This is a genomic window from Rothia sp. HSID18069 (assembly GCF_003989155.1).
Classification (GTDB): Bacteria; Actinomycetota; Actinomycetes; order Actinomycetales; family Micrococcaceae; genus Rothia; species Rothia aeria.
Genome location: NZ_RBMG01000001.1, coordinates 961,376 through 984,314 on the forward strand (window position 1 = coordinate 961,376; position 22,939 = coordinate 984,314).

The following is a 22,939-nucleotide window of genomic DNA, read 5'->3' on the forward strand; positions in this document are numbered from 1 at the left end:
ACCTCAACGGCAGCCGCCGATGGCAGTAGTACTAGTGTAGGGTGCGGCTGCTGTTTTATGCTCCGCCTTCGGTCATAAGGGCGAGCGCCTGCTGGTTAGCCTGCTCAGCGAGCCCGCTGGGGTGTGTATCAAGTGCGCTAAGCGCCCGCAGGTTTTTCGCCAGCAGGGTTGTACCTTTCAGCGCTGGCCGTAAACTTTCGGGCAGTGAGACGCTTACCCCGTACTCCCCCGCCAGCTCCGCCAGCAGCTGCACGAGCACACCACCGCGGTTCACTCTTCCTACCACCGGCAGAACCTCTACGAGTACCTGCAGGGTACGCCACCCCGCCAGCGGGCTAATGGAGGCGGTATCTTTCAATGCCTGCACCACACGGTTTGTTGGCACCCACTGGTTTTTGAGGAGGTATGCCAGTTCCTCACCTAGAAGTTGAGTGTCCAGCATGCCGCGCTCGGCAAGCTGGGCGACGGTTTCGGCTGCCTGCACCCGGTATTCGCGGGTTTTCGCCCCGAGCGCCCACCCCAGTACCGAGTAGGATGGGGCTCCCAGTACCCGGTGTGTATCCGCTAAAGATATGAGTGTTTCCGGTAGCCCGTACACGGTTTTCTGGTAGGATGCGGCCAGCGCCAGCGGCATCGCTTGGGCTGCCAGAACATCCGGGTTGTGCTGCATTAACCATGTATACCACTGCATTATTGCACCGGTAAATGGGTAGTTTTCTGCATCGTCGGTGCGGTGCGTGAATTCTTCCAGCAGGCCCATAACGTTTACTGCGGCGTTTTCGAATGTCTCTCCCTCCGGGTTGAGCTCTTGCCCGGCGGCAAGCCACATCATGAGTGAGTCCTGCGGTGCATGTTTATAGATCCCTGATTCGTTGCTGGGGCGAGCGCGTGCCTCAAGGGCTTCCACGTGCCGGTACCAGTCGAAGGTTTTAGCGGGTATTGGTTCGGTTGCTAGGGGCGCCCAGTGCGTTTCGTGGGGTTCGCCCACACGGTTAAGCTGTTCTTGGAAAAGCGCGGCGGGGCCACGGTAGTTTATGAGGGTGGCGGTGCCGCCGCAGTTGTCGTGGTGCTCGTCGTGGCGGGTAAGCTCCCAGTACAGTTCGTAGGTTTCTGCCCAGGAGGGCGCGTAGTCGCGGTGGGGAAGCATGGGCTGCCCCGTTTCGGGGTTGTGGAGCAAATAGTTCACGTACCCGTCAAAGCGTTTGGAGAAGCTTTCTGAGTCGTGGGCGCGCAGAATCAGGTGGGTGAGGTAGATGTTTTGCACCCAGGGAGGTATGACCCACTGGGAGTTGTGTTCCCGCACTATTTTCAGGTGTGTTTCGTTCAGCTGCACTCGCGGGTGTTTACCCAGGTATTCCAGCAGGGGCGGTATGTTGGCGCCGTGGCCTTCACCGCCCAGTAGAGGGATGAGTCGTTGCGTGAAGTCTTCGTCATCGCGCACGGAACCGGGCGTGAGGTTCCCTTGTGGTGCGCAGTTTTGCGGCACTATGGTGGGGATACGCACAAGCTGGGCCGGTTCGGCGGGTTCTGCCGGTGGAACCATGCGTGGACTGGGAAGGACTACTAGCTGCTGTGCCTGCGCCTGAATGTCTGCGGGCATGTTCTGTACCACCTCGGCCACTTTTTGGCTTACCCGTTCCGCAAGCTCGGGGTGTGTTGTGAGGGTCTGAGCCAGCAGTCTCAGGTGGGCGCGGAGCACTTTTTTCTCGGTACGGAAAAGTACCGGTGAAGAAGCATCCACCAGTTGGGTTGCTTGCTCACTGGTGAGAGCTGTCACTACCTGCCGCAGCATAGTTTGTGCCATCCCAACTGCGGGTGAGTATGGGCTGGCAAGCACGGCGGTGTACAGGGGTAGTCGTTCTATAATTTCGGTGTCTGTGGGGGTTAGCCCCTCGTGTGCTGTATAAAAATACCGTGAGTCGGCGGGGCCGAAGTCTCGCAGTAGAGCCTGGAGGGTTTCGGTAAGGCACCGGGGGCGAACACCCTCGAATTCTTTGCTCAGTAGACGGGTGAGGGCACCGAAGGAAGGCTCACCGCGGCGGGTGCGGGGCGCCCATGTGGATGGGTACTGTCTCAGGACCCCTTCGACGGTGAAAACGTCCCAGAACTGCTGTTCAAGGCAGTGTGGGTTGGTACGGAAAAATTGGGTGGTTTCAGCGTGGTTCTTAGGTGAGTCGTCATATACCGGTGGGATATTAGCGAGGAACATTGCCAGGTACCGCGGAGTGGAGCAGCTGAGGCCGCGGTTTCTTAGGATTGTGTTGCTAAGTTCCCACTGCCCGTGGAGTGACGCCCCGGTAGATGCATATTGATCAGCAAATTCGAGTACCCAGTCGTCTCTTCTTTCTTCAGTTCCCCACATGAAGTGGTCACGTATTTCACGCCGCTGACCGATGCGTCCCGCCTCGGTGAGGCGTGTAAGTTGATGCAGTTGTTGTGCGGCACGTGCTGGTTTTGCGGTGAGAGCGGCCGCCAGGTAGGCTTTTATGCTCTTTGGAAGATCTGATGCGGCGGCTTTTTCAGCGTTCAGGGTTCGTGCCAGGGATGCCCGTTCTTTCTCGGTGGCCCCGTTAATAATCCCCCGGTACTGGTCGAAAGTGGCGTCGGTGTCTGCCATGAGCTTTTTGAGGGTGGCGCGGCGTTGCGCAAGTGTGGAAGCGGCGGCTGTCATAGGTGGCTATTCCTTTTTAGTGATTGCTGTCCAAAAAAAGTTGGGTGTACTTATAGTAGCTCCATAGCGTGCTGCCGCGCCTTTTCCGCAAGCTCGGTCGGATGCGGCTGTAGCTTTTCGAGCGCACGCAGGTTCTTCGCCAGCACAGTCTGCCCCCTCATTTTGGGTCGCAGCGCCTCGGGAACCTCAATACTCGCACCGTACTCCCCCGCTAATTGCACCAAGAGCTGCACGAAGGAACCACCACGATTAATATCGCTCACCGCTGGCAACATGTTCTCTAGCACCTGCACGATACGCCACCCCGCCAATGGGCTGATAGATGCGGCGTCTTGAAGAGTCCCGAGTACACGGTTAGTCAGAACATCCTGGTGTAGCAGAAGCCACGTTACTTCTTCAGCAAATTGTGCAGGATCTAGCATTCCGCGCTCTGCCAGGTGGGCGAGAGACTCAGCTGTTAAAACCCGGGTGTCTTGTGCCAGCGCAGATGCCGCAATTCCCAAGGCGCTATACGAAGGCGCACCCAGAGGGCACGGGGTACTGCCAAGAGCATAGAGGAGCGCGTTCAGCCCGAAAACGGTGCGCGTGTAGAGGGCTGTCACCAGGGCAGGCATCATCTGCGCTGCCGCATAATCCAGATTATTCTGCATGAGCCAGGCATACCAACCGACTGCGTATTTCTGCGAGGTATAGGTATAACGTTTTGACGTATGGATGCGGTGACCGTAATCTTCTCGCACACTGCCAGTATTAAAAGCGGCATCTTCAAAGACTAGGTCACTGGGGGCAGAAGTATCGTTTGGGTCTTCCCACAGAAGGAGTTTCCTGTTATAGGGTATCTCGCTATCGCTGTTGATAATTCTTTGTTTTGCGTACTGTGTTAATCCCGTCGACCATGTGGTGCGTCGCATGGCATGATTTCGTGTTTCAAAAGGTTCTGTATAAATTTTTTCAGCATATCCGCTGGAGGGAATCAGTGAGAGAAGTTGCTCTTGTAAAAGGCCCGTCAACCCGCGAGTGTTGACCACAAGATCCTGCTTGGTTTTCGCCCCTAAGGGGCGGTACTCCATACTGTTTGTGATAATGGGCTGGCCGTTCCTATAGAGCCACAGAAAGTCGCGGTAACCCTTCGTAATTGGCGGCAATTCTATTGGCTGCGTACCTGCACATCGTACGTATATCGCTAGGATCAGAAAAGCTATATCCTCTCCTGCGGTCTCAAACTCGTGGATATGCCGTCCCCAATTCAGGTTGACGGACTCAAGGTATTTTATCTGTGCCTCGTTAAAGCGGATACTTTCTGTCTGGTTAAGATATGCGAGAGCACGCACCAGTTCCGTCTCGGGGGCTGTACCGGTCGCCATGGCAACCAGCGCATCAAAAAGTTCCGTGTCGCTGGAAATAGGGGCATCCGCCATGAAGAGTTCCCCCGGAGCCCGTGGGCGTGGGTTGACATCTGGTATCAGAATAGGTTCCTGCGCCTGTAGTGCTTCTACCGACTGTACTTCCTGGGGCTCCAGTATTTTCTTTACACCGCATCGGGTAGGCTTCGTACTATCTTTAGATCCTACGTTTTGCGCTAGCTCTTGAAGTTCCAAGGGTAGAGTTCGCTCGACCCCAGCAATCATGCTGTGCACCCGGTGCGTGTATTCAGGGTGATGTTTAATCAGCTGTTGTAGGATGTTTAGCTGGGCCTTCACCAGCTTCTTCTCAGTACGGAGGAGTACTGCTGCTGATGCGTCTAACAGGGCATCGAGCTGTTCCGTAGAAAGTTGCTCCACAATGGGGATAAGCATCTCTTGTGCTAGGCCTACCGACGTGGATAGCTGCGTCTGTAAAATAGCGGTCAGTAGCGGAATGCATGCCAGGTTCTCCGCGGTAGTTGGTTTCATGCCGCGGTAAAGCATATGGAAGACTCGTGTTTTCCTGGGCGTAAAATCTCTGAGCATTGAGCGCAAACATTCGGTGAGAAAACGGTCGCGAAACCCGTCAAGGTGACAATCTAGATAATCTAAAAACTTGAAATCTGCTGCCGCACCTAGTGCTGTTCCAACGCGGAAGCAGGTCCACAGTTCCCGTTCAATCAGGAGAGGATCCTGGCGGATATGCTCAAGTGCCTCTTGGTAGGTGGCGGGTATCTCCGGGTGTTCTTCAGCCCTGTTTTCTTCTGGGAATATGGTACGTAAGGCCCTCCATAAATAAGAAGGGGTTTCACAGTGGAGGTCCCGTTCCCGTACGAGCGTGTGTAGTATGCGCCATATTCCGTAGGCGTCGTTATCCTCCATAGCGGGGGTTGCCGCTATATAATCCAGAATCCACGTATCGCTGCGTCCGGAGAGCCCCAAGTATAAACCGCGCATGATAGCGTCATGAGGGTTATTGAAAGAGTCAGTGTCGCTTCGGCGCGCCGCCCATGAACTGTCTGTATATAAATCCACGAAACGCTTATGTGTCCTGCGAGGGTTTGTCCCCAAAGCTGCTAAAAGATAGCCGCCTACAGGACTCAAAACAGCCCGGTTCCCCCGCCCTAAAACCTTGGCTGGAGGCAGAGTTTTAGCCAGCACGGCACGTTCATCCTCTGTAGCGTCCTCTAAAAGAGCATGAAATTCTTTGAGAGGTGCTTCCGGATTTTTAGCCAGCTTTTTAAGTGCTTCTCGCCGCTTATTAAGCGTCATAACGGGGTTAGTTTGCATTCCTCTCCTCCTTTTTCACGGTAATATCCCTGCCTAGACGCTTATCTAGAAGATTCTGAGCATGCTGCCGCGCCTTTTCCGCAAGCTCGGTCGGATGCGGCTGTAGCTTTTCGAGCGCACACAGATTCTTCGCGAGCACGGTTGAGCCTTTCATTTTGGGCCGCAAAACCTCAGGAATCTCGACGCTCACGCCATACTCCCCCGCTAATTGCACCAAGAGCTGCACGAAGGAACCACCACGATTAATATCGCTTACAGCTGGCAACATGTTCTCTAGCACCTGCACAATACGCCACCCTGCCAACGGGCTAATGGATGCAGCGTCCTGTAAACAGCTGGCTGCCCGGGCCGGTTTAACCCATCCCCCTCGGAGCAGGTAGGTCAGTTCATCCGCAAGTAAAGAAGCATCGAGCATTCCGCGACCCGCAAGAGCAGCAATAGATTCGGCGGTGAGAGCCCTGTGCTCAGCTGCTGCTGCACCAGTTAGCCAGCCCAACACGGAATAGGCGGGTTCTTGCAGAACCTGATGTGTGTGGGTGATGGTATCCAGTATGGTCTCAAGCCCTTTCACATGTTTTTGGAACCCTGTTGTAGTGACGAACGGCATGCTCTGCGCCGCCAATGTATTGGGGTTATTCTGCAGAAGCCACGCATACCATTGCATGAGGGTACGGTGAAAATCGTCGATTGCCTGAACAGCACGGTGCATAAACTCTTCGGGAATACCTGCCGTGTTCAGAGCCGCCTGCGCGAAAGGCATCTGTGCGGTCGGCAGTTCGTGATCTTCAATAAGCCACATCATTAGGCTGTCATTGGGGGCTTCCGCGTAGGCTTGGTCATACATATTGTGAGGCCGCGGGCGGTATGTGAGAGGCTCAACGCGGCGTGTCCAAGTGCTCTCTTCTGCGTGAGGTATAGGCTCAAATACAAGGTTTTCTGGATGTTCTAAACAGTCAATCTGCTCTTGGCAGAGCCCCGCCGGTCCACGATAATTTGTGGTCGTTTTCTCTATACGAGGTTTTTGACGCCCCAGAGACCCAGTGTTTTCAACCTGGTAGGGCTGGATGGTTTCGCCAGTCTGGGGATCGGTATGGAATTCATGCCGGTACCCGGTAAACCCTTGCGGCAGTTTTTTAAAAAGTTTTCGGTGCGGGGCAATCACCCGGTACATCAGATAGTTGCCTAACGCATGAGTACCCGAGCGAATACCGGAATTCACGCATCGTTCAGCCAGAAAGTCCTGCTGGGCTGCATCAAGAGTAATGCGAGGATTATGCGCTAAATAATCAATGAGCCGCGGGAGCTGCGAACCGTCACCTGTGCCTTGGAGACAGGGAATAAGATCATCCATAAACTCAGCATCACTCGTATAAATATGCACCTGTGGGGTTGAAACGTGCTGCTCTAAAAGTTGCGGCAGATTCTCGGGAATCATGACGCTGCCCATTATTTGCTCTGAGTGAGACGGTGCGCTAGTTTTATCCGTCGAGGCTTCAGCAGGAGACAGGAGTGTTTGCGCTGCAGGCTGCAGATCAGGCGGGAGAGATTCTGCGGTTTCCCTCATCAAACCGCTCACATGTTGAGTATGCTCTGGGTGCGTTTTAGCAATAGCGCTAAGGAGTGCGATCTGCGCCCGGAGTATTTTCTTCTCGGTGCGAAGCAACACGGTGTGAGAGGCATTAAGTAAGTCATGAATCTGGGGTTCGGTCAGCTTGTCGACGCATGACATCAACATTTCTTGAGCCAATCCCACGGAGGTTGAGGGAACGGTGGTGAGCACTGAGGTGAGCAGGGTGATGTTATCTAGGTTCTCGTCTGGGGTGGGGTTCATCCCCCGATAGATGTGGTGGAAGATACTGGTGTTCTTGGCGGAAAAGTCGCGGAGCATCGCCTTCAGACATTCAGTAAGCAGGCGGTCACGGAATCCGTCAAAATTCTCCTGCAGCGTGTGGAAGAGAGCGAGCGTGTCTGCGTTTTCACGCCCTGACCAGTCTTTCCGAAGAAGCCCTTCATCTGTGAAACATGCCCACATTTCGTGTTCTAGCGTCTGGGGGTTGTTTTTGAAGAAGGAGATAACCTCTTCCCGGTTCTCGGATGATCCAATGTGCATGTCAGGAACGGCCGTCACGAACCCCCAGAGGTAGGAGCGCGTGGTATTGGTGAGTCCGCGTTTGTGAAGAAGCTGATGTATCTGCGCCCAGAGTGTGGGCGAGTCGTAACCAAACCTGCCATAGCCGCGCTCGTTAACGAACCTGGTTATCCAGGTGTTATCACGCTCGCTGAGTCCAAGCATCATGGCTTCTGTGCGTTGGCTAAGGTATTTTACCGATTCAGCGGTTGAAAACTTCCAGTTCGCTTCGCCGGGTAATCCCCTGTCGATAAGGTTTAAGAGCTCAACACCCACGTGTTTGAAGGTTCCGCCCAGTGCAGCCGCCGTGTAGATGCACACAAGCCGCTGCTCGGTCGTTCCTTCACGGCTGTAGCGGTCTATGAGCTTTTTAATGGAGAGTGTACGTGCAAGGCCCTTGCGCTCATCCTCGGTGGCACCGGTGAGAACTTCATGGTACTGCCGGAAGGTGGCATCGTCACGTTTCAGTAGCTCCCGCAGGCGGGCGCGACGTTCCGTAAGACTAGGTTGCGGTATTTTCGGGGTCATAGCAGTCTCTCAGTTTCTGCGCTTATGGTTGTACGCAGCGGTGTTGGTCCAGCAGTTCTTGGGCTTGGTCTCGGGCTTGCTCCGCAAGCTCGGTTGGATGCGGCTGCAGCTTTTCAAGCGCACACAGACTTTTGGCCAGCACAGTTGAGCCTTTCATTTTTGGCCGTAAAACCTCGGGAACCTCGACGCTCACGCCGTACTCCCCCGCCAGCTGTACCAAGAGCTGTACCAGCGCGCCACCACGATATACCTCGCCCACGACAGGCAATATGCCTTCTAGTACCTGCATAATTCGCCACCCAGATAGAGGGCTAATCAATGCAGCGTCCCTAAATGTCTGCTCAATTCGTTGAGCCTTCACGTGGTGCTGGCTCAACAGCCAACACAGTTCTTCGGCGAATAAAGCGGTATCGGCCATACCCCGATCCGCCAGGGAGGCGAGCGCCTCCGCAGCGTTGGCGCGCACTTCGGTAGTTTTAGCGCTGGCCCCAAGCCCGAGTGCACTGTAGGAGGCGGCGCCCAGTGCTCGGTGCGTATCACCCAGGATGCACATGATGACATCGGCACCATAAGCATTATGGGCATGGATAGCTGCCACAAGAATAGGCATGGTCTGTGCGCTGAAAATATCTGGGTTGTTCTGCATGAGCCAGCCGTACCACCCCATGACCGTGCGGTACGAAGGATAGTATTTTGATTCCAGCATACGGTGCATGTACTCGATTTGCGTGCTGTTGGTGTTAAACGCGGCAGATTCAACGGAGAGTGCGGCAGCATCGGGTGTATCTGTTCCAACCCACAGCGGGAATTGCAAAGGGAAGCTGTGCATCCGAACAATATATAGCGATTTCCAATACTGGGTGAGGACTGTACCCGTAGTACGTTCAAGGGCTACACGCTGGGGTGCAAAAGGCGCGGTCACTATGTTGATTTCTGCGTCTTGATCCGCAAAAATCAGGGAGAACAGCTGCTCCATCAGCAGCATATGAGGTCCGCGCTCATTGAGATGAAGTTCTGTCCCAGTAGCTTTTACATTAATGGGACGAGACTGATGCTCCTTAATCGTCTGTTCATCTACTGTCACCGGGTTTCCGTGCTCATCATTTAGGTAGAGACGTTCTGTATACCAGGTGGGGATGATCGGTATTTTAGCAATATCAGCGTGTTGTATCTGCCCGCTTTTGATGAGTGCCGCAATGGCAAGGTACGGGATATTGGGACTGGAGAGGGTATAAATACTGGATGGGCTTTCTATGAGAAGGTTACGAGCTTCCCAGAGAAGCTGCCGCTCTGCATCGTTTATGTCCAGACTCTCGGCATGTTCCAAGTACTCCAGGATACGCGGAATATCGGTGCCATCGCCTCCCTGGAAGGTTGCTGCCAAGCATTCCATGAGTTCCCGGTCCGTAGTGATAGGCGGTCGAGGCGCCAAACACCCCTGCGGTTCACAATCCTTCGGGGTGATATCCGGTACCGTGATGCTCCCCGCTGCGTCCTGGTGCGTGGGTGTTTCTCGCACCGGATCATTGATGAGCTTCTGGGCCTCGTCTTGAAGGTCCAGGGGCATAGACTTGAAGGCATCCTGTACTGTCTGGCTTACTTGTTCAGTGCATTCGGGGTGGACTTCAAGCAGTGAAGAAAGAAGCCGTATCTGGGCGCGCAAAACTTTCTTTTCGGTGCGCGTCAGCACTGTTGCCGAAACTTCAATAACCTCACGTGCTTGTGCGTCGGAAAGCTCGTAGACTGCCTGCTCCAGCAGGTCTTGCGCCATGGCGATAGCAGGGCTATACGCCGTTCCCAGCACCGAAAGGTAGAGCGCAAAACGCTCCTTAATTTCTTGAGGCGTTGGCTGCAGAGCAGCATGGGCCCTATAGAAATGCCGCACGTGGTGGGCTGAGTAGTCTCGCAGAAGACCTTTGAGCGTTTCATCCAGGAACCTGGGGCGAATCTCCGGAAAAGTTTCGCACATCACCTGAGCGAGGGCCGAAAACGATGGGCTTCGATATTCAGGCTGTAAGGCGGGATCCCACTTAGACTGTGCTAGTACCCTTTCAACTGTGAAAGCATCCCAAAACTCTCGTTCCAGCAGCACAGGATCGTTGCGGAAGAACTGTTCTATATTCCGATACTGTCTGGCAGACTTTTCCCTCACGTGTGGGACGGCATTCATCATCATGCAAAGATACCCTGGCGATAAGCTCGTCAGCGAATGTTCGCGCATAAGTTTATTGAGGCGTGTCCAGGAATCTATGTACCAATCGTCTGAACATTCTTCAACAAAGTGCAGGACCCACTCATCGGATCGTTCTACCGCCCCTTGAGTTAAAAATTCCCAGAGCTGCCCAGTAGCAGGCATAGGCGGCTCGGGAATAATATTAAAATCCTCATCTCGAAGAGGACAAAAAAGTTCACTTATAAGCCTCACCGCACGCGGAACCGACGAGGTTAAAGCTCCTACTGCATATGCGGCCAAAGCTGCTTTCTCCCCTCGGGCTTTCGCAAGTTTCGTGGGCGATAACGTCCTGGCCAACGATGCGCGTTCTTCCTCTGTCGCCCCGCTAATCACCGTGTGATAATCCTCAACGGTTGCGTCGTCACGTTTCATGAGTTCCCGAAGGTGGGCACGACGCTCCTGTAAGGTTGGCTGTGCCGGTAAAGCTGGTTGTGTGTGATGCTGTGCGGTCATTAAAACCCCTATCGGTGATATAGATTACTGGTTTTCTTCCCAGTCTAAAGTTTTTCGACGTGCCCCGCACCGTTCTTCGTCACAATCTCTCGCGCTTGGTTTCGGGCCTGCTCCGCAAGCTCCGTTGGATGCGGCTGCAATGTATCAAGCACACGCAGACTTTTCGCCAGCACGGTCGAGCCTTTCATTTTGGGCCGCAGTACCTCGGGTATCTCAATGGTCACACCGTATTCCTCCGCTAGCTGACCCGCTAGCTGCACGAGGGAGCCACCGCGATTAACCTCACCTGCCACAGGCAGTATCTCCGCAAGGATTTGCAGGACGCGCCACCCCGTTAACGGGCTAATGGATGCCGCATCTGTGAGCGTTTCAACTGCACGATTCGTCATCAGGTGCTTCTGCGTAAGAAGCCACGACAGTTCTGCCGAGAACGCGGCAGTATCCAGCATGCCCCGTTCGGCTAGAAGCGCTATGGCTTCGGCAGCAATAGTGCGGTACTCGCGACGCTGAGCCCCCATAGCCTGCCCGATCACCGTGTACGAGGGTGCCCTTAGTACTTGGTGGGAATGCCCCAGAGCCTGCAGCAGACTCGGCAGCCCTATCTGCTGTGACTGATAGACGGCGCCGAAGGCAAGCGGGAGAAACTGTACCGCCAACACATCCGGGTTGTTCTGGGTCAGCCACGCGTACCACCGCACCACCTCGTCATTCCAGATGTTCCAGGATTCCCCGTCTCCGCTGCGTTCCAGATACTCTTCGACGGTTCCGTGGGTGTTAAGCGCCGCCTGCTCGAACGGGGTTTCGAGGGTTTTAGGAGTTGCGTCTTTTTCCTCCCAGCAGACCCTCTGTTCGGATCGCGCCCACGATATGTCCTTCCGGGCGGGAAGAGGAACCACAACCAATGGTGTGCGGTTTTCTTCATCGGGGTCTAGGCTGGCGATTTGCTCTGCAAGGAGAGCCTTCGGCCCACGGTAATTATGTGCCGTGCGAACTGTTCGAACCAGTTCCCCCGTTACAGTCCTCTGGTAAAAGGAAGATGTGTAGTATCCCCGAAAGTACGTGTGCTGCAGGTCTAAACCGTCTTCCTGCTGATACGGCTTGAGAACAAGATATGTTAGGCACCGTAGCGCAGAGTTAGCAAGGAGGGTCTTGTATTTGGTGTATACGTACTGCCGTTGTGCCTTATCCAGCTCAATAGTGTGGTTCTTCTGCAGGTAAGACAGCAGAGGCGGGTAGTCAAACCCGTCTGTATTGCCTTCCAGATGCTCAATAAGGATTTCCAAGAATTCCGTATCACTTGTGAGGGGTTTGCAAGTGGCAAAGTATTCGCTTGGTTCACCATCGTGCGGGGTAATGTCTGGAATACTAATGCTTCGACCCGGCTTGTGCTTCACCTCCTCACTATTGTTTCTATGGTGTGCGAGTATAAGTTTGCGGGCGGTATCCTGCACATCGACAGGCATGGTTTCGACCGCCTCACCCACCGTTAAGCTCACCTTCCCGGCCAGTTCGGGATGGTGTGTGACCAGTAGCTTCAACAGCTTCAGGTGGGCGCGAAGTACTTTCTTCTCGGTCCGGAACAGCACCGGTTGTGATGCCTCCACCAGCTGGGCTGCCTGTTCACCGCTCAGCAAAACCACCAGAGGCGTCAGTATTTCTTGCGCCAAGCCCACAGTAGTTGAGGGCGCAGACCCCAACAGTGCCATAAGAGCGTGGGCTCGTTCCAGGTTCTCTGCTTCGGTGGGTTCCATACCCCGGTAGATCTGGTGAAAAACCCTACTGTTTGCGGCCGAGAAATCACGGGTCAGCGACTGTAACGATTCGTCCAGCACCCTTTCCCGGAACCCCTCATAGAAGTCCTGCATGTGACGCATGAGGGCGAGCATGCTGCCGGTAGGCCCGAGCAGCGTCCAGTAGTGGTCGCGCATTGTTCCTTCAACACGAAAAAGCGCCCAGAATTCTTGCTCCAGCAGCAGCGGGTCGTCTTTGAAGAAGTTAAGAGCGGCCGCACGATTGTAGGTTGAATCCTCACGTACCGGTGGAATATTCCTGATGAACTGCCCAAGATACTGCGGAGATTCGCAGATGATGTTTCGTTCCCGCAGCAGTTGGTGAGATACAGGCCAGCTTTCCTCCCCGTACGCCCAGCTTTCGGCGATAGATTCCACAAATGCTAGAATCCACTCCTCGCTTCGTTTGGATGCTCCCAGCACAAAATATTTCCCAATATCCTGATGTTGTCCACCCTTACGGTTATTCCACAGGAGTTGGTGGAATGCAGCGGAGGCGTTTTGGGTAGGTCGTTCTGCCCCTGTAAACCCGTCAGGTTTGCGGATGAGAGCACCCGCTACATAAGCAGCGAGCGGGGTATAGTTTTTGACGTCCACCACCTGCGCGGGTTTAAGAGTTTTCGCCAGAGACACACGCTCTTCTTCGGTAGCCCCGCCTATGATAGCGTGATACTCCTCAACGGTGGCATCGTCACGTTTCATGAGTTCACGCAGGCGGGCGCGTCGTTCTTCAAGGCTCATGTGCTGCGGATAGTTCTTCTCATCCATCATTACCTATTTGTGTATTCAGGTGTGCAAGGAAAACACGACTTTTGCGGATACGGTTCGGTGTCGGGCTAATTCAGCCCGCCACGACGTTTAATGCTTACCGCCAGTACATGTTTGCAGGGGCCTCGGGTGCCCCGGTATTTCACCCACCACGGGCAGGTGCACCGGTATTCTTCGATTTTCTCGGCGGGGGTTACCGTGTAGAACGTGTCCCGCGACTGCACACGGTACGTTCCGCCTTCGTCATCCCGCACCGCGCCGGAGTCCACCAGTTTCTGCGCACCCACCAGCCGCGGATGCATAGCCTGCAGGGCATCCGCCTGCACGGGCAGCGGCCGGTGGAAGTACTCCCCCGCCTGCACATCAAAACCGACCTGCCCGGAGGATGCCAGTAACGCGAGGGCGTCGCGTACTTGCGTCTCGTTCAGCCCGCTGCGTGCAGACATGACGGGCACTTCAATACGCGGCTCAAAGGAGAGAAGCACGCTGAGCATATCCGCGTTTTCAGCAACTGACGGGTCTGAGAGCGCCTGCAGCACAGAGCCTTCCCCCGAGAATCCGCGTGATTTTTCGGGGCTTAACCCGATGCTCAGGCGCGCACCCGGCAAGTGGGCCACCCACACGCTCGCCACCGGGGCGTTACCTGAGGTGACCGGTTCGCTGTATGCTTCCAGGCGGGTCATGAAGCGGATGAGCGGTTCAAGCACCCGCAGCCGCTCCGGCCCTGCCACGCACACCGACCCGGCGGTGGCTCGGGTGGCCAGCCTCAGTGAACGCACCGCCCGGGTGGCCCACATGACGCTTTTCGTGGCGGATTGGCGCGGCAGCCCCTGGATGAAGGTGCGGGCTGCTGCCGCGTCCAGAGAATGGGTGGGTTTCATCAGGGATGAGAGCATCTGTGTTTCGGCGAACCCTTTGAGCCAGCGCACCGGCAGGGGCACTTTATCTTCCATTACTTCACCGTCTAAGGTGGTGGTCAGCAACCCCTCATCACCAACATCCATGTGGAGGGGTTCGCCAGCCCGGAGGGAAGCTAAGGCGGTGCGAAGCGGCGGATTCACGTCCACATTCGTCACGCCCACGGCGCTGTGGCTGGCGTCTAGGGCGGAGGAGTCTACGTCAAGTCGGGCATAGACACCGCAGCAGGCGCTAAAGGATTCAAACCGTAGACCTTCACGGGTGCTGGTCACTACCGGGTCTGCGGCCCGCAAAATAGCGGCGACCATGCCGGGCGGGGTGTAGTAGCGGGTGCGGGCCACACGCGCGACCACCAGCAACGATGCTGCGATCACGTCGGGGCGTTCCATGAATCCTGAGAAGAAGTAAGGGTGTGCCGCTGCGCCTTCTGGTGTGCTGCCGCCGCTGGTTGCTAGGGCCAGTTCGGGGTGTCCGTCACGTTCCAGCAGCGCTGAGGCTCCTAGATAGTTGTAGTCCAGTTCGTATGCCATGAGGGTTCCTCCGAGGGGTGGTGCAGAAGCTTTACGATACTACTATGCCTGAACGCCCTGACATTTTAAGCAGGGTTTCGTCATTCTTACTATAATCGGCGGTTGTCCGTTTGTAGGCACGGGCAGCGCGGTTGGGCATAGGAGAAGCCCCGGCGGGGTTGGTTCACCTGCCGGGGCTTAAGGATAAAAACCTTTAGGACGTTAGAACACGATTTGACCGTTAAAGCGTAGTGCCAATCCGTAGAGCACAATCGCTACTACCCAGATGATAGAGACGGTGACGGTCAGACGGATCAGGTTCTTCGATGCCATACCTGAGGAGTTGAGGGAGCTGGTCATGCCGCCGCCGAACATATCTGAGAGGCCGCCGCCCTGGCCGCGGTTTAAGAGCACCAAAAGCACGGCAATAACGCTGGTAATCGCGATGATTACCATGAGTACAGTCATGAGGGTCTCCACAGTGGACCTTCCTGTTGGGATTGGCGGTTACTAATAATTTTCGTATCTGCCGTTTGGCATACCGTATTAACTATACGCCACCTTAGCGGATTGGTCACCCCTAATGCTGCGCATAGCTGAACAGTACGGGGGTGAAAAGTTTAACGGGCGGTGCGGCGCTGATATTCGCTGGGGGTCAGCTGCAGCGTATCCGGCCGGTCGATCAGCACACGCTGGGCGGTCAGTTCTTTCCCTTCGGTGTCGTAGGCGCGCACATACCCGCCTTCTAGCAGGTAATAGGTGAACTGCTGGGCGATGCCCCAGTAGTTGCCGCTGTCTTCGGCGTAGAATCCCTGGTCTACCCAGTCCCGCAGTTTCACCTGCACCGGGATTTCTGGGGAGCTGGTGCGGGCGTGAAGCCAGTTAAGGAAATCGTCACGTTTACTGTCGTAATAGTGTGTGGTTGGGTCGTAGCTCGCACCGGGTTCTCCGGGCATAGTGGGAGCGGGGACTTTGCGGTTGCGAATAATCATGAACACTATGACGCACAGGAGGGTGATCATAATGGGCGCGAGAAGGGAATCCATGATCTTAAGTCTACCCAGTGTTCGGCTCGTTATTTAGGACAGCGCCCGTTTTTTGGCTACCCGCGAGCAGCTTTCCCTCATAGGATGGATGCGCAACAGCGGGTGCAGGGGAAGCAGCACTACCTTATCTAGGCTTATGGTATCTGGTTTGACCGTGGAGCTGTCCTTGCGGAGATAATTATGATTACCGGATCATTTCAAGAACCCACCTACTGCGCTAAGAGCCCCTGCCCGCTATCTGTACCATTGGGACGCTTCACGACATCCCGTCAAATACAGAGCGAGCAGGGGCTCTTTATGTTTTTACGTCTCAGCCGAAAGGCAGGTTATTCCTGCTTCGCAGGTTCAGAGGTTTTCTTCCCCTGTTTTACCTGCTGAGCAGATGTATCCGCCTCATCCTCAATAGACTTCTCAGCTTCGTCTTCGCTTTCGTACGATTCGTACGACTTGAACGGCTGTCCCTTTTCGGGGTAGCGGTCAGGCGAGATCGACAAGCCCATCTGTACCTTCTCGTGGTACACCTCAACTATTAGCGCCACCACGATTAACGCAATCACAACGGCGAACGGTAACGCAATAATAATCAGCGTATTCCGCAGAGCGTCTAGCCCGCCAGCGTACAGCAGCACGGTTGCAATACCCGCGACGATAACGCCCCACACGACTTTCTTTCCGTTAGTGGGGATAAGACGCCCATCTTCGGAAAGCATTGAGAGCACATAGGTTGCTGAGTCTGCCGAGGTAATGAAGAAGGTGAAGATCAGGATGATTGCGATGATCGACATTAACATGCCCAGCGGGTAGTGTTTGAATGTGCCGAACAGTAGCTGCTCATCCTCTAGTTTCGTCAGATTCTCCAGACCGTTCTGCTGTACCGTATTAGCCATCGTACCGAAAACGGAGAACCAGATGAAGCTTAAGACGGTAGGTATCAGAAGTACTACAGTAATAAACTCACGTATTGAACGGCCTTTGGAGATGCGGGCGATGAAGAGGCCCACGAAGGGTGACCAGGAAATCCACCATGCCCAGTAGAACACGGTCCAGGTATCAATCCAGGCGCGTTCGTCACCGTTAAATGCGGCGGTTCGGAAACTCATCTCGAAAAAGTTCTGCATGTACAGGCCGACGGATTCCGTCATATTGTCAAAAATTTTGACAGTGGGCCCAACCGCAATAGCAATCGCCAGAAGTGCGATAGCCAGAATCATATTAAGATTTGAAAGGATTTTAATACCTTTACCCAGTCCCGAAAGAGCTGAGAGCACAAAGAGAGCAGTGGTTACTACGATAATAACAGTGCGTACTTCCATGTTATTAGGAATGGCATTATCAGTAAGGTAGCTCAATCCACCATTAATCTGAATAGCGCCGAAACCAAGCGTGGTTGCCACACCAATAACAGTTGCCACCACAGTAACAATATCTATAATATATCCCAGCCAGCCATCGGTTTTTTTACCGAAAAGCGGCTTAAGGGTGACAGAAAGAAGATATTTCTCTTCTTTACGGAAGCCGAAATATGCCAGAGCCATAGCAACAATACCGTACACAGCCCAGGCGTGAATACCCCAGTGGAAGAACGTAAACTGAAAGGAATCCGCCATTGCTTGCTGTGACCCCGGCGCAGCATGGGGAGTTTTGTTAGCAAAGTGTGAAAGCGGCTCGGCAGCACCATAGAAAACTAGACCAATGCCCATACCAGCCGAGAAAAGCATGGCAATCCATGAACCGGTGGAATACTCGGGTTTTGAGTCAGGCTCTCCAAGTTTAATTTGTCCCATGGGGCTTAAAACAAAAAACCCGCAGACCAATACGATAAGAGTTACAAGCAGGAGGTAAAACCAACCGAAGTCAGTTCCGATCAGTGCCCTCCAGTTTTTAGAAACTTCTCCGTAACCTGGGACAAAACCCAGAGCCACCAATATTAATGAAACAATTAACGAACCAATAAAAACAGACGTATATTTGCGCGACTTCATATCTCACCTTCTCAAAACATTCCAGAAAAAGTATAACAAATGCTAAATCATCTGTAAAACCAAATTATTGTAGATAATCAAAGCACACGAAAATACCTCAAAATATACGAAATAATATTTTAAAGGGATTTTAGATATTAAATTTTTTCGAGAAGAAGGAATGTATGAGTCTTTTCTTTATGAAATCTTTATATTTGAATTCTACCCCACGTTTTAAGGTTTCTGCGACATCATCGGGGTCTTCCCCGTGTTTTCTATACCACACTGCCCGGCGCGGCATAAAAAATCGCCGGTTACCCCGCCGCGCAGAATGCAGAGGATAACCGGCGATATTGTCTTAGGTGTTAAGCGTCGAACCGCGCAATAGCCGCAAACTCATCGGCCTGTAGCGACGCCCCACCAACAAGCACACCATCAACGTCAGCCTGCTCCATAATCGAAGGAGCTGAGGAAGACTTGACCGACCCACCGTAAAGCACACGTACCTGGTTGGCAACATCGGCCGAGTAGAGCTTGGTCAGCTCCGCGCGGATAGCGGCAGCCATTTCCTGTGCGTCTTCTGCGGTGGCAACCTTACCGGTACCGATAGCCCACACCGGCTCATAGGCAATAACAAGGCTCTTCGCCTGCTCGGCGGTCAGACCAGAAATCGAGCCACGCAGCTGTTCCAGGGTGTAGGTCACATGGTTACCGGCTTCGCGGATATCAAGTCCCTCTCCCACGCACAGTACGGGGGTGATTTCATGCCGGTACGCAGCCTGCACTTTGGCAGCGCATACCTCGTCGGTTTCACCGTGGTAGGTGCGGCGCTCAGAGTGGCCCACTAGCACGTATGCGGCGTTGAGCTTGGCGAGGAACGACCCGGAGATTTCACCGGTGTATGCGCCCGAGTCGTGAGCCGAAATATCCTGCCCACCATACTCGATCCTAAACTTGTCGCCCTCAATGAGAGACTGTACGGAGCGAATGTCGGTGAACGGCGGGAAAACCGCCACCTCAGTCTTATCAAAGTCAAAGTTCGCGTCGTCAAGGGTCCAGGCTAGTTTCTGAACTAGGGTCACGGCCTCAATATGGTTCAGATTCATCTTCCAGTTACCAGCAATAAGCGGCTTACGCGACATATATTCGCTCCAATCCCCAAAGAGGGCATAGCTACGGAAAAGTTCACTCTCTATTTTAGTGCTTCTGGCGCGTAAATACACGGTTTATCGCGAATTTTCACCGCCGAATATACCACTGCGGTATTTCTTCCCACCCACCACTTAGCGGTCATTACTGGACTGTCCTATTACCAGATGCACGCCGTGAACCGTTGAAGGTTTAAGCCCTATAGATAACCCCGGCCCATTCGCTATTACGCGAATAAGCCGGGGCATATTAGACAAGGGGCAGAAGGTTAGGCACCCAGTGCATCCAGACCGGGCAGGGTCTTACCCTCAATGTATTCGAGGGATGCTCCACCGCCGGTGGAAATGTGCCCGAACTGCTCGTCAGCGAACCCTAGGTTGCGGATCGCCGATGCCGAGTCCCCGCCACCAATAATGGAGAAAGCATCCGATTCAGCAAGAGCCTTCGCAACAGCCTCAGTACCACCCGCGAAGGGGGCAATCTCGAATACACCCACCGGGCCGTTCCAGAAGACGGTTTTAGCTGCCTTAATCTTCTCCGCGAACAGTTCACGGCTCTTCGGGCCAATATCCAGGCCCTCACCCTCGGCGCCCAGCTCGCCACCTTCCAGGTCTTCAATGGGGCGGATCTCGGTCTTAGCGTCTGCTGAGAAATCATCGGCCCACACCACGTCTACGGCAGTTATGATCTCAGTACCCTGCGCAGGGGCGGTCTCAAGGTAGCGCCGCACGGTCTCTACCTGGTCTTTCTCCAGCAGCGACTTACCGACCTTATATCCCTGCGCGTAAGCGAAGGTGTAGCCCATGCCGCCGCCAATGAGAATAGCGTCGGCCTTGCCGATAAGGTTGTCGATAACAGCAAGCTTATCGGAAACCTTCGCACCACCCATGACGACCACGAAGGGACGCTCGGGGTTGTTCAAAGTTTTCGCCAGAACGTCCACTTCTTTCTTCACCAGATCGCCCAAGTAGGCAGGCAGACGCTTGGCTACGTCGTACACGGAGGCGTGCTTGCGGTGTACCGCCCCGAACGCATCATCAACATATGCGCCGTTCTGCCCAGTCAGTGCCACTAGCTCATCGGCAAATGCGCCGCGTTCTGCATCATCCTTCGAGGTTTCGCGGGCATCATAACGCACATTTTCCAGTACCAGCACTTCGCCGTCTTTCAGGGCTGCTGATTTAGCCTTTGCATCTTCACCCACCAGATCGGTAGCCACCTGCACGGGTACGGAAGCCAGCTCGGCTAAACGTGCAGCGGCAGGAGCGATGGAATACTGCGGGTCCACCTGGCCCTTGGGGCGTCCAAGGTGCGCGGTTACGATCACGCGAGCGCCGGCCTTAGCAAGCTTTTCGATAACGGGCAGGGAAGCACGCACGCGACCGTCGTCGGTCACCACGCCATCTTTAAGGGGAACGTTCAAGTCGGAGCGAACGAGAACGTGGCGGCCTGCGACGCCTTCTTCGAGCAGTTCTGCCAGTGCCTTAGCCATAGGATAATCCTCCTAATAATGGGTTTTAGATACTTTTAATAATAGCGGCTGTTATGGGAAAACCCCGGTTCTCCGCCTCAATCACGCGGTGAATCCGGGGTTCTCTCTATACGTTTACACGCGGACGCATTAGAGTGATGCCACAACCTTATTGGTGAACATCACCAGGCGTGCTACGTAGCCGTACTCGTTGTCGTACCAAGCGATAACCTTCACCTGGTTGCCGATAACCTTGGTCAGCGGTGCATCAAAAATGGTGGAGATGCCTTCGCCCTCAATATCCTTCGAGACGATCGGATCTTCGCTGTACTTAATGATGCCCTTCATCGGACCCTCGGCTGCTGCCTTCAGAGCCGCATTAACCTCTTCCTTGGTGACCTCGCGGTTAGTGGTGAAGGTCAGGTCGGTGATGGAACCGGTAATGGTGGGAACACGCACCGCGAAACCGTCCAGCTTACCCTTGAGCTCAGGCAGCACAATGCCAACAGCGGCTGCCGCACCGGTGGAGGTGGGAACCATGTTCACGGCTGCTGCGCGGGCGCGGCGCAGGTCGGAGTGAGGAGCATCCTGCAGGCGCTGGTCGGCGGTGTATGCGTGGATGGTGGTCATCAGGCCACGCTCGATGCCGAAGGAGTCGTTGAGGACTTTCGCCAGCGGAGCCAAGCAGTTGGTGGTGCAGGATGCGTTCGAAACAATATGCTGGGTGGCGGGGTCGTACTGGTCGTCGTTCACGCCCATCACGAAGGTGCCGTCAATGTTCTTACCGGGGGCGGAAATAATAACTTTCTTTGCGCCAGCGTCAATATGCGCCTGCGCTTTGGAGCCCTCGGTGAAGAAACCGGTGGATTCGAGCACTACATCAACGCCGAGATCCTTCCAGGGAAGGTCAGCAGGGTTGCGCTCAGCCAGGATTTTGATTTCCTTGCCATCTACTATCAGCGCATTTTCCTTGACCTCCACCTCTGCGTCCAGACGACCCATGATCGAATCGTATTTGAGCAGGTGAGCTAGGGTATCAACGTTGGTAAGGTCGTTAATGGCGACGATTTCGAACCCTACGCCTTCCTCGCGTGCTGCGCGGAAGAAGGTGCGGCCGATGCGACCAAAGCCGTTGATTGCTACACGTACAGTCACTGAAGTTCTCCTTGTCAGTGCGTTGGGCGGCGGCCGCAGCATTCACCGGGACTTGTGGTCGGTTATGGCAAAAGCATACCGTGCTCTGTGGTGCGCGGTTGCGTACCGCCTGATGTTGGTAATAATCATACCTTAGTTCGTGTGTGTTTGGGTGTGTTCATGTAGGATTTTTTAGTGAATCAAGTCACTTTTAGACTGTTTTTCCATTGTTTTCTGTTGTTTTATATGGATTATACCTACCCTCCACGTTGGGATAATTGCATTCCAACACAAACACAATGAGGGTGCGAGAGGTCTGCATAGCCTCATCACCGTTAGGGTTATCAGGGCACAATCCCACGGGTAAAACACCACACGTAAAACACCATTGCAACAGGAAGCAAACGCGCACCACGGCGTGCGAACATGTGTTTTATGCTCCGGTGGGGGCGGCAGAAGAGACGCCCCTAGCGGCCTCTGCTCCCTGAATGTCTTCTTTTAGCTCCGTACCGGGGATACCCAGTTCCTGTGCACGTTTATCAGCCATCACCAGCAAACGGCGAATACGCCCGGCAATAGCATCTTTCGTCAACGGCGGATCCGCTAACCGGCCCAGCTCATCCAACGACGCCTGCTTATTAGCCACCCGAAGCTGCCCGGCGTACCTCAGATGTTCAGGAACATCATCACCCAAAATATGCAGAGCCCGTTCCACCCGTGCGCCCGCAGCCACAGCAGCCTGCGCGGAACGGCGCAGGTTTGCATCATCAAAATTTGCCAGCCGGTTCGCCGTGGCTCGCACCTCCTTGCGGGTGCGCTGTTCACGCCACGTACGCAGCGACTCCGAGGCACCCATCCGTTCCAGCAGATGGGCGATAGTCTCGCCGTCACGCACCACCACCCGGTCCACGCCACGCACCTCGCGGGCCTTCGCCATCACATCAAGACGCCGGGCCGCGCCCACCAACGCGAGCGCCGCCTCAGGGCCGGGGCAGGTAAACTCAATCGCGGATGAACGGCCAGGCTCCGTTAACGACCCGTGCGCCAAGAATGCGCCGCGCATAACGGCCTCAGCATCCTGCAGTGAACCGTTCACCACAGCGGGGGGTAAACCACGCACCGGCCTGCCCCGCAAATCCAGCAGCCCGGTCTGCCGGGCCAGTGCCTCTCCCCCGGAGTCAACACGAACAATATAGCGTCCGCCACGGCGCAATCCCCCACCGGTAACACTCGTCAGCTCCGACTCATGTCCGTAAATCTCGGCAATAGTCTGCTGCATACGCTGCGCGGTCTGCTCGGTATCCACCTCAGATTCAATAACGATGCGGCCTGCCACAATATGCAGGGCACCGGTGAACCGCAAAATAGTGGAAACCTCGGCCTTACGCACCGACGCCTTGCTCGCCTCGTATTGGGCAAGTTCTTCTTTCACCAGGGCGGTCAGAGCCATTGTTCTCTCCTTACAAAACAGAATTAGGGCGATGCCC

Annotated in this window: 13 protein-coding genes; all 13 read right to left on the reverse strand. The window is 54.7% G+C overall.

All coding sequences use genetic code 11. The features are described from left to right. Window positions 1-55: 55 nt before the first annotated feature. Entirely contained in the window at window positions 56-2,671 is a 2,616-nt protein-coding gene (locus tag D8M41_RS04245; protein ID WP_126926461.1) for a DUF6493 family protein, read from the reverse strand. Between the two features lie 50 nt (window positions 2,672-2,721). Then, the gene (locus tag D8M41_RS04250; RefSeq protein WP_006887329.1) at window positions 2,722-5,364 is read right to left on the reverse strand and encodes a DUF6493 family protein; all 2,643 of its coding nucleotides are present in this window, start codon (window positions 5,362-5,364) and stop codon (window positions 2,722-2,724) included. Further along, complete coding sequence (locus D8M41_RS04255; protein ID WP_126926462.1) at window positions 5,354-8,020, reverse strand: DUF6493 family protein; 2,667 nt, start codon at window positions 8,018-8,020, stop codon at window positions 5,354-5,356. The genes D8M41_RS04250 and D8M41_RS04255 overlap by 11 nt, the downstream gene beginning before the upstream one ends. A gap of 22 nt (window positions 8,021-8,042) precedes the next feature. Next, window positions 8,043-10,706: a DUF6493 family protein gene (locus tag D8M41_RS04260; protein ID WP_006887229.1), complete on the reverse strand. Its 2,664-nt coding sequence runs from the start codon at window positions 10,704-10,706 to the stop codon at window positions 8,043-8,045. A gap of 44 nt (window positions 10,707-10,750) precedes the next feature. Beyond that, window positions 10,751-13,267 carry a DUF6493 family protein gene (locus D8M41_RS04265; protein WP_006887275.1) on the reverse strand — a complete coding sequence of 839 codons (2,517 nt, stop codon included), beginning with the start codon at window positions 13,265-13,267 and terminating at the stop codon, window positions 10,751-10,753. Between the two features lie 65 nt (window positions 13,268-13,332). Next, entirely contained in the window at window positions 13,333-14,712 is a 1,380-nt protein-coding gene (locus D8M41_RS04270; protein ID WP_006887222.1) for an SWIM zinc finger family protein, read from the reverse strand. Between the two features lie 201 nt (window positions 14,713-14,913). Next, window positions 14,914-15,159, reverse strand: a complete 246-nt coding sequence (gene secG, locus D8M41_RS04275) for a preprotein translocase subunit SecG (RefSeq protein ID WP_280926272.1) — start codon at window positions 15,157-15,159, stop codon at window positions 14,914-14,916. 152 nt (window positions 15,160-15,311) lie between these two features. Beyond that, window positions 15,312-15,737 (reverse strand): hypothetical protein, encoded by a 426-nt coding sequence (locus tag D8M41_RS04280; RefSeq protein WP_006887308.1) that lies wholly within the window; start codon window positions 15,735-15,737, stop codon window positions 15,312-15,314. Window positions 15,738-16,063: 326 nt separating this feature from the next. Beyond that, on the reverse strand, window positions 16,064-17,719 hold the full coding sequence (locus tag D8M41_RS04285; protein WP_006887200.1) for a BCCT family transporter: 1,656 nt from the start codon (window positions 17,717-17,719) through the stop codon (window positions 16,064-16,066). 344 nt (window positions 17,720-18,063) lie between these two features. Then, on the reverse strand, window positions 18,064-18,840 hold the full coding sequence (tpiA, locus tag D8M41_RS04290; RefSeq protein ID WP_006887348.1) for a triose-phosphate isomerase: 777 nt from the start codon (window positions 18,838-18,840) through the stop codon (window positions 18,064-18,066). A 275-nt stretch (window positions 18,841-19,115) separates the two neighbouring features. Continuing rightward, window positions 19,116-20,339, reverse strand: coding sequence for a phosphoglycerate kinase (locus D8M41_RS04295; RefSeq protein ID WP_006887133.1), 1,224 nt, complete (start codon window positions 20,337-20,339; stop codon window positions 19,116-19,118). A 129-nt stretch (window positions 20,340-20,468) separates the two neighbouring features. After that, complete coding sequence (gap, locus tag D8M41_RS04300; protein WP_126926463.1) at window positions 20,469-21,473, reverse strand: type I glyceraldehyde-3-phosphate dehydrogenase; 1,005 nt, start codon at window positions 21,471-21,473, stop codon at window positions 20,469-20,471. Between the two features lie 412 nt (window positions 21,474-21,885). Beyond that, window positions 21,886-22,902: a DNA-binding protein WhiA gene (gene whiA / locus D8M41_RS04305; protein ID WP_006887274.1), complete on the reverse strand. Its 1,017-nt coding sequence runs from the start codon at window positions 22,900-22,902 to the stop codon at window positions 21,886-21,888. Window positions 22,903-22,939 lie beyond the last annotated feature (37 nt).